We start from the raw sequence: 8,513 nt of genomic DNA on the forward strand, positions 1-8,513 counted from the left end.
TGAGCCGCATGGATGCGGCGACCGAGCTTACATGGACGTACTTGCAGCGTCCCCCGCAACCGGACCCACCCCGCCAATCCACGGAATGCCAGCTTTTGCTTTTGCTGTTGCTGTTGCTGTTGCTGTTGCTGTTGCTGTTGCTGTCGAGGCTGCCGGCCAGCGGCCGGCACTACCGCGGGTGCAGGGCTGCAAGCCCTGCCGAACAACCCTCAACCTTCGCAGTTGGCGAACAGGTCGCGATCGCGCTCATACAGCGAGGTCTTCACCTGCATCAGGCCCAGCACCGACGGGAACAGGTTGTCGTGGTCGGTATAGGCCGCCGAACGCTTGCGCACGCACTGCAGGTCCAACCCACGGCTGCTGGCAAAGCCCGGCGAGAACCACATCGTCATCGGTACGCGGGTCTGCTCGGCCGGAGCGATCGCATACGGCACGCCATGCAGGAACAGGCCCTTCTCGCCCAGCGATTCACCATGGTCGGACAGGTAGATCATCGCCGTGTCGTAATCCTGCATGCCCTGCAGGGTGCCGATGGTCTTGCTCAGGAAATGATCGGTGTACAACACCGCGTTGTCATAGCTGTTGGTGATCTCTTCGCGAGAGCAACGGCCGATGTCACGGGTGTCGCAGGTTGGCTTGAAGCGCGCGAAGGCTGCCGGGTAACGCTCGAAGTAGGCCGGGCCGTGGTTGCCCAGCTGGTGCAGCACCACCACGCGGTCGCCGGGCTTGGCACGCACCTGGGCGGCCAGGTCCTGCAGCAGGATCTCGTCCATGCAGCGGCCATCGGCGCACAGCCCCGGCGTGGTCGCATCGGACAGCGACTGGAACTCCAGCCCTTCGCAGACGCCCTTGCAGCCGGACTGGTTGTCACGCCACAACGGCGCGATGCCGGCGCGGTTCAGCACGTGCAGCAGCGACTGGTGTGCACGGATCTTCTTTTCATCGTAGTCGTGGCGTCCCCACGGCGAGAACAGGCACGGCAGCGATACTTCGGTGCTGGTGCCGCAGGAGTGCATGTCGGGGAAGTTGATCACCGGTGCCTGGGCCAACTCCGGGGTGGTGTTGCGGCCACCGTTGAGCCCCCAGTTCTGCGCGCGCACGGTTTCGCCCATGACGATCACCAGCAGGCGCGGCTTGCTGGCCGGGGCGCGTGGCGTGGCCTTGGCGTCGGTGCCGATCGGCAGCTTCGGCGCGCGCTGCACCGGGTTGTCGCCACGCAGCGCGCGCGGCATACCGAGCAGCACGTTGGCCGGGGTGGCGAGATAGCGTACTTCGCGCTGGTTGCGCATCAGCGCCGAGACATCCTGGAACGAGATCAGCGCACCGCCAACTGCGGTCGCCGCCGCCACGACCAGGAAGCCGAGTCGCCACAGCAGGCTGCGGCCCCAACTGCGTCGGCGCAGCTGCACGCGCCACAGCACCACCATCGGCAGCACGGCCAGCAGCAGCAGCGGCCACAGCAGCGATACGGTCATCAGCTCGCGGCTCTCCTTGGGGTCGGTCGCCAGCACGTTGCGCAGCATGTCCGCATCCAGATAGATGTGGTACCGGCTCATGTAGTGCGCTGCGAACGCCGTCACCAGCAGCAACAGGCTGATTACCACTTTGGCATTCCAGCGCCAGACCAGGATGCCCAGCAGCACGCCGTGCGCACCCAGCAGCAACAGCAGCAGCGAAAGCGCGTAACGCAGGCTGCCTGGATGGCTCGCCATCGCGCTGTGCCAGAACAGGCCGTTGCCGGCCACCGCGAAGAACAGGCTGGTCAGCGCGATCAGTGCTTCCGTGGAGAGCTGCGGCCGCCAGTTGCGAAGACCCGCAAGGGCGGGGAGGCGGGCGGGGCGTTGGACCGATGCACTCATGCGTTTGCCTCCTGGCGGTGGGGACGGTCCAGCTGACGGTGGATCAGAACATACAGGCCCAACGAAAGCAGCCAACATATCAACGCGGTGGCAATGTCATGCGAAAGGAAATGGGCGCCCCGCAACTGCTGGCTGATCCCGAACACCAGGCCGGTGCCGAGGCCGATCCAGAGCCCGGTCCACCGCCAGGACGGCCGCCACAGCAACGCGAAGAAGTACAGGCAGAGCCACGCATAGCCTGCGCTGGCGTGGCCTGCCGGGAAGCAGGCCTGTGCCGGCATGCCTTCCGGGCGCAGGGTGAACAGACCGATGAAAGGCTGGTGGCCACCGTAGCGCAGCAGGTCCCACGGGCATTCCATCGGCACCAGCGACTTCAGCAGGGAGATCACGCCGGTGCCCAGTGCCATGGCAATTACGACATAAAGCAGCGCCCATTGCAGGGTGCGATCGCGACCCCTACGCCAGTGGTGGAAGCACAGCAGGATCACGACCAGCGCCGCCGCCGTGCTCAACCATTTGCCGGCCTTGTGCACGACGCTGCGGGTGATCCAGGCGTCCTGCAGCGCCCAGTGGCTGCCTTCAAGACGGAACAGGTGATCGGCCACCCATTGATCGCCGCCGAAGCCCATCAGCAGCGTAAACAACGGCAGACCAATTGCGACAGGCAGCCAGAGGTGAGTTACGGCAAATCGAGACGCCAGTGGTGATGTCGCAAGCGGCGCTACCGAATCAAGGGGACGGACGGGCATGCTGGGAAGGGGCGGTTCGGGAATCCGCAGTCATGCTCGTCACCTGGATGTCGGAGAAGGGTCGGATGCTCGTTCGTGCCGGGTTAATGTTCGTCCGGCACGTGTCAACGTTCAGTCTTCTTCGGCGGTCGATCCTGTCCGCTCGGCGTGGCACTCCGGGTTCCATGCGGTACCGGGAAGCAGTTGCCAACGATTCCTGTTGGCAACACCGATGTCGATCACTTTGGCCGGATCCACGCAGGGGCTCATCGCATCGTCCAGCACCAGCAGCCAGCGCTTGTCCGGCGCCTCAGCGAGCCAAGGGCCGGCGTCATGCCATTGCTCTGCCCAGGGCCGCTTGAAGCCGAATTCGCGTACCGGGCGGTCGGCCTGCAGCAGGTTCTGCTCGCGCCAGGCCACCAGCGCCAGTTCGGCGTCCGGTCCGATCCGCGCGCCGACCCGGCGCATCAGCGCTGACGCCGATGCATAGGGATCCAGCGCCGGGATCAGTACCAGGCCGTAGAGCATCCACAGCATGCCGTGGGTCAGCAGCACCAGCGTCGCCGCGCGGCGCACCCGCAACCACACGATCAGCGTGGCTAGCGCGATGGCGAAGGTCAGCAGGCCATCGCCCAGCACCGGCAGCAGGGTATCGGGCATGGCGCGGCGTTCCAGCTGGGCCACCGCCCAAGCGTGTTCGGTCAGCAGCATCACGCCCAGCGTGCCAGTGGCCAGCATCAGCACCACGCTGTAGCCGAACAGGTAGCGGCGAACGCACAGGCGGCGCAGCAGGCCGGGCAGCAGCGGGGCTACGGCCAGCGCCATCGCCGGCAACATCGGCAGCAGGTACACCTCGCGCTTGCCCGGGCTGGCGCTGAAGAACACCAGCACCAGCACGGCCCAGCCCAGCAGCAGCCACTGGCGGCGGTCGCCACGGCGGATACGGCGCCACCAGGGCTTGAACAGGATCGGCAGCAGCAGGCTGCCCGGCAGCCACAGGGTAAGGATCACCTGCAGGTAATACCAGGCGGGCTGCCGGTGGTGCCACGCATTGGCATAACGGGTGCCGGTCTGCTTGAACAGCAGCTCGTGCGCATAAGCCTGCAGTTCGGCACTGGGCGTGTGCAGCAGGGCCCAGCCCAGCGGCGCCAGCCACACCCCGACACCCAGCAGGAAGGCCGGGATCAGCCACAGCAGGGTCGCCGGATGCGGACCCTCCACCGTGCGTCCGCGGCGGCGCTGGTACAGCCACCAGCCGAACCAGGGCAGCACCATCAGCAGCGGCAGGAAACCCACGCCCTTGGTCACCGTGCCGACGCCTGCGGCGAAGCCGGCCAGCCACAGGGCAGGCAGGTTGCGGCGTTCACACAGATGACGCATCAGGCCCCAGAGGGCCACGGTGGTCATGCCCACCAGCACCATGTCGATCTGCGCGCGCTTGGCCATCAGCCCGAACTGCAGGGTGCAGAACAGTGCAGCGAGGGCGTAGATGGAATGTCGTGGCGACCACAGCCGCCGCGCCAGGTCCGACACCACCCACAGGCTGAGCAGGGCGCCCAGCAACGACGGCAGCAGGAAGGACCACTGCCAGCTGCCGACGATCTCGTAGGCGGCGGCCTGCAGCCACATGAAGACGGGTGGCTTCTCCGCATACAGTTCCACGCCACGGTGCGGCAGCAGCCATTGCCCGCTCTCGACCATGGTCCGGGCCGCCAGCACGAAGCGCGGCTCGTCCGGCGGCTGCGGCTGCCGAAGGCCGATCCCCGCTGCCAGCGCAGCAATGATCAGCAGCCACAACAGGGGCAGGCGCCAACGGCGGGGCAGGGCTACGGGCACGGCAGGCTCCGGGAGCAAAACGGCCATTCTGAGGTGGCAGGGGTGGGAAAAGCGTCAGAGCGGCGCCGGGGCGACCGCATTCCGACATGTGCGGCGCTACCATGGTACGAACTTCCGTGGATGTTTCGTGCATGCGTCTGTTGGTGATCGAGGACAACCGCCAGCTGGTGGCCAACCTGTTCGACTATTTCGAGTCGCGCGGGCACGTGCTCGACGTGGCGCCGGATGGCATCACCGGACTGCACCTGGCCGGGAGCCATCCGTATGACGCCGTCATCCTGGACTGGATGCTGCCGCGCATGGAGGGCCCGGAGGTGCTGCGCCGGCTGCGCGCCGAGCATGCATCGGAAGTGCCGGTGATCATGCTGACCGCGCGTGACGAGCTGCCGGACAAGATTGCCGGGTTCCGCGCCGGCGCCGACGACTACCTGACCAAGCCGTTCGCACTCCCGGAGCTGGAGGTGCGGCTGGAAGCGCTGCTGCTGCGTGCGCAGGGCCGCAACCCGCGCAAGCGCCTGCAGGTGGGCGATCTGGTGCTGGATCTGGCCACCCTGGAAGCCCAGCGCGGCACCCAGGTGCTGCACCTGTACCCGGCCTGCCGCAAGCTGCTGGAAGTGCTCATGCGAGCCAGCCCCGGCGCGGTGACCCGCCAGCAGCTGGAATTCGCTCTGTGGGGCGACGAACCGCCGGATGGCGACCTGCTGCGTTCGCATGTCTACGAGCTGCGCCGCAGTGTGGACGGACCGTTCGCCGAGAAACTGATCCATACCCTGCCGCGGGTGGGTTACCGCTTGGCCGTGACCACGCCCAGCGATGCCGGCAAGGATGATGATGAAGGCGAGTAAGCCGGGGCCGTTGTACCGGCGCGTGGTGTGGTGGTTGCTGGGCTATCTGGCGCTGCTGTCGATCGCGGTGTTCAGCGTCGGCAACTACGTGCATGAACATGCGGAGCACGCTGCCTGGCGCGCGCTGCTCAATTCCGAACTGGACAGCATCGTCGAGCACACCGAGCACGAGCCGCACTATCGCTGGCAGGACTCTGACACGCTCAGCCTGTTCCGCTTCGATGAAGGCAACATGCCGGAAAGCGTGCGCATGCTGCACCCGGGGCTGCATGACGGGGTGCCGATCAAGGGGCGGCAGACTGCGGTGATGGTGCGTGACACCGGCTCGATGGGGCGGGTGGCGCTGGCGCTGGACATTTCCGACTTCCATGACCTGGAACAGTTCGCCACGCGCTGGGTGATGCTGGCCGGGGTGATCATGATCTTCGTCACCGTGCTGATGGCGTCGTTCGGCATGGAACGCATGGTGCGCCCGTTGAGCCTGCTGGCGCAGCACATCGCCGCGCTGCGGCCGGGCGTCCAGGGCCAGCGCATCGAGGTCGACCCGCGCGGCAGCTCCGAGCTGCACACCATTGCCGATGCACTGAACGACTATCTGGACCGCAACGAGCAGTTTGTCGAACGCGAGCGGGTGTTCATCAGCACCGCCAGCCACGAGCTGCGTACGCCGATTGCGGTGATGACCGGTGCCGCAGAGCTGGCACTGGAACAGCCGGGCCTGCCCGAGCGCGCGCGCCAGCAGATGCAACGCGTGCTGCGCACCGCGCAGAGCGTGGAGCAGCTGATCGAACTGCTGCTGGTGCTGGCGCGTGACCCGGCGCGCCTGGCCGCACGCGCCGAGCGCATCGCCCTGGACCAGCTGCTGCCGGAAATCGTCGACGACCATCGCCACCTGCTCGGTGACAAGGACCTGAGCATCGGCATCCAGGCGGCCCCGGTGGATATTGTCGCGCCGCTGGCTGTCGTGCAGGCCGCGATCGGCAACCTGCTGCGCAATGCCATCGAGAACAGTGGGCGTGGCCACATTGAGTTGCGCCTGAGCTCGTCGGCGGTGCTGACCCTGCAGGACCCGGGGCATGGCATGAGCCCGGAGGAGATTGCGGCGATCCACGCGCGGATGGCCCGTGGCGAGCGCGCCGACCGTGGCGGCGGCATCGGCCTGGACCTGATCGCCAGGCTCTGCGAGCACCTTGGCTGGACCCTGCAGCTGCAGCCCTGCGAGCCGCGTGGCACGCGCGCCACGCTCGATTTCAGCGCTTCACGTCCGGCCTGAACCGGCCGTCCTGGTAGATGCCAACCTTGGTTGGCATGCTGCCCGTCGACCAAGGTCGACGCCTGCCCACGCAATGTCCGTTCGCATTAGCGGCCGTTCGGCCGCGCCACATGCTGGTCGATCAGGATCACATTGCCGTCGGGATCGGCCAACTGAAGGTAGCCGGTGCCCCGCCCATGAGGGTCGGTACGCACCGCCAGTTCAATGCCCTTCGCATCCAGTTCCGCCTGCAGTTCACGCACATCCTGGAAGTGGGTCAGTTCCTGCTTGTGCTGGTCCCAGCCCGGGTTGAAGGTGAGCAGGTTGCCCTCGAACATGCCCTGGAACAGGCCGATGACAACGCCGTTGTTGCGCATCACCAGCCAGTTCTGCGCCGGCTCGCCACCGGTCACCGAGAAGCCCAGTGCTTCGTAGAAGCTGCGGGAGGCCGCCAGGTCCCTGACCGAGAGGCTGACGGAGAAGGCGCCGAGCTGCATGGGAGTGGCTCCGGGAAAGGGCAGCCGGCACTGCAGCATGACCCGGCGTGAAGACAATGTTAATCTCGGGGTGCGCCGCTTCATGCGGCGCTTTTTTTTCCCGCTCTTTCGATCGACAGAGGATCCCATGCCGACCGAACCCGCTACTGCCCTGATCAGCAACGACATCGTTGGCCTGGGCCTGATTGCCGCCACCCTGGCCCTGATCTTCTGGGCTGCCAGTGGCCCGACCCCGTTATTGAAGAAGATCTTCGCCTGGGTGCCGGCGCTGCTGCTGTGCTACTTCGTCCCCGCCATCTACAACACCGCCGGTGTCATCGACGGCCACAACACCTCGCTGTACAACCCGGTCGCGCGTGACGTGCTGCTGCCGGCCGCGCTGGTCCTGCTGACCCTGTCGATCGACCTCAAGGGTATTGCCAAGCTCGGCCCGAAACTGCTGATCGTGTTCTGCGCCGGTACCGCCGGCATCATGCTCGGCGCCATCGTCTCGTTCCAGCTGATGAAGTTGATCCACCCCGAAACCGTGGCCGGTGATACCTGGGCCGGCATGGCGGCGCTGGCCGGCAGCTGGATCGGCGGCGGCGCCAACATGGTTGCCATGCGCGAAGTGTTCGGCACCGATGCCACCACCTTCGGCCAGTTCGCGGTGGTCGACGTGGCCTGCGCCAGCCTGTGGATGGCCATCCTGCTGTTCCTGGCCAACCGCGCGCAGCAGATCGATACCCGCAACGGTGCCGATACCCGTGCCATCGACGAGATGAAGGCGCGCATCAGTGCCTACGAGGCGCAGAACGCGCGCATTCCCAGCATGACCGACCTGATGGTGATCGTCGGCGTGGCACTGGGCGGCGTCGGCCTGGCCCATGCCATCGCCGCGCCGCTGGCGGGCTGGTTCAAGACCAATGTCAGCTGGGCCAGCCAGTTCAGCCTGGACAGCCAGTTCGTGTGGGTGATCCTGCTGTCGACAGCGATGGGCCTGGGCCTGAGCTTCACTCGTGCGCGCCGGCTGGAAGCCGCAGGCGCTTCGCGGCTGGGCACGGTGTTCCTGTACTTCCTGATCGCCTGCATCGGCATGCAGATGAACCTGCTGTCGCTGCTGGACCGGCCGTGGCTGTTCCTGCTCGGCGCGATCTGGATGGCCACGCATGTGCTGGTGCTGTGGGTGGTGGCCAAGCTGCTGCGCGCGCCGCTGTTCTTCTTCGCGATCGGTTCGCAGGGCAACATCGGCGCAGCCGCTTCGGCCCCCGTGGTGGCCGCAGCGTTCCATCCGACGCTGGCTCCGGTGGGCGTGCTGCTGGGCACGGTGGGCTACGCCACCGGCACCGGGCTGGCCTATGTCACTGGCCTGATCCTGAAGTGGATGGCCAACGGCTGAGTCCGGGCCGCCCAGGCGTCATGCTTGCGTAGATCCACGCCATGCGTGGATGCATTTCATGGGCCTCCATGAACATGGAAGGGGTCAGATCCGTTTCCCGGAGGAAACGGATCTGACC

The 8,513-nt window shown here is 66.5% G+C and carries 7 protein-coding genes; 3 read left to right on the plus strand and 4 right to left on the minus strand.

Annotation, left to right across the window (positions count from 1 at the left end; translation table 11 throughout):
- Positions 1–209 precede the first annotated feature (209 nt).
- From O0K41_RS21440 to O0K41_RS21450, 3 genes are all read right to left on the minus strand, one after another.
- The gene (locus O0K41_RS21440) at positions 210–1,859 is read right to left on the minus strand and encodes a phosphoethanolamine--lipid A transferase (RefSeq protein ID WP_049450941.1); all 1,650 of its coding nucleotides are present in this window, start codon (positions 1,857–1,859) and stop codon (positions 210–212) included.
- Positions 1,856–2,608: a phosphatase PAP2 family protein gene (locus O0K41_RS21445; protein WP_032966948.1), complete on the minus strand. Its 753-nt coding sequence runs from the start codon at positions 2,606–2,608 to the stop codon at positions 1,856–1,858. Before O0K41_RS21445 ends, O0K41_RS21440 begins: the two co-directional genes overlap by 4 nt.
- Positions 2,609–2,719: 111 nt before the next feature.
- The gene (locus O0K41_RS21450; protein WP_123958866.1) at positions 2,720–4,423 is read right to left on the minus strand and encodes a glycosyltransferase family 39 protein; all 1,704 of its coding nucleotides are present in this window, start codon (positions 4,421–4,423) and stop codon (positions 2,720–2,722) included.
- 131 nt (positions 4,424–4,554) lie between these two features.
- Here O0K41_RS21450 and O0K41_RS21455 point away from each other — a divergent pair, with 131 nt between their 5' ends.
- Both O0K41_RS21455 and O0K41_RS21460 read left to right on the plus strand, forming a co-directional pair.
- Complete coding sequence (locus O0K41_RS21455; protein WP_005410617.1) at positions 4,555–5,268, plus strand: response regulator transcription factor; 714 nt, start codon at positions 4,555–4,557, stop codon at positions 5,266–5,268.
- Positions 5,255–6,541: a HAMP domain-containing sensor histidine kinase gene (locus O0K41_RS21460; RefSeq protein ID WP_033834363.1), complete on the plus strand. Its 1,287-nt coding sequence runs from the start codon at positions 5,255–5,257 to the stop codon at positions 6,539–6,541. The genes O0K41_RS21455 and O0K41_RS21460 overlap by 14 nt, the downstream gene beginning before the upstream one ends.
- Positions 6,542–6,627: 86 nt before the next feature.
- On the opposite strand, the gene O0K41_RS21465 is transcribed toward O0K41_RS21460, so the two are convergent.
- On the minus strand, positions 6,628–7,017 hold the full coding sequence (locus tag O0K41_RS21465; RefSeq protein ID WP_049450937.1) for a VOC family protein: 390 nt from the start codon (positions 7,015–7,017) through the stop codon (positions 6,628–6,630).
- Positions 7,018–7,144: 127 nt separating this feature from the next.
- On the opposite strand from O0K41_RS21465, the gene O0K41_RS21470 reads away from it, so the two are divergent.
- Positions 7,145–8,395: a DUF819 family protein gene (locus O0K41_RS21470; protein WP_012480981.1), complete on the plus strand. Its 1,251-nt coding sequence runs from the start codon at positions 7,145–7,147 to the stop codon at positions 8,393–8,395.
- The last annotated feature ends 118 nt before the right edge of the window (positions 8,396–8,513 follow it).

The organism is Stenotrophomonas sp. Sm2128 (assembly GCF_030985535.1).
GTDB lineage: Bacteria > Pseudomonadota > Gammaproteobacteria > Xanthomonadales > Xanthomonadaceae > Stenotrophomonas > Stenotrophomonas maltophilia.

Bases quoted from the DNA above. Each gene is read 5' to 3' on its own strand.
- O0K41_RS21440 (WP_049450941.1), bottom strand. From the start codon at position 1,859: ATGAGTGCATCGGTCCAACGCCCCGCCCGCCTCCCCGCCCTTGCGGGT.
- O0K41_RS21445 (WP_032966948.1), bottom strand. From the start codon at position 2,608: ATGCCCGTCCGTCCCCTTGATTCGGTAGCGCCGCTTGCGACATCACCA.
- O0K41_RS21455 (WP_005410617.1), top strand. From the start codon at position 4,555: ATGCGTCTGTTGGTGATCGAGGACAACCGCCAGCTGGTGGCCAACCTG.
- O0K41_RS21460 (WP_033834363.1), top strand. From the start codon at position 5,255: ATGAAGGCGAGTAAGCCGGGGCCGTTGTACCGGCGCGTGGTGTGGTGG.
- O0K41_RS21465 (WP_049450937.1), bottom strand. From the start codon at position 7,017: ATGCAGCTCGGCGCCTTCTCCGTCAGCCTCTCGGTCAGGGACCTGGCG.
- O0K41_RS21470 (WP_012480981.1), top strand. From the start codon at position 7,145: ATGCCGACCGAACCCGCTACTGCCCTGATCAGCAACGACATCGTTGGC.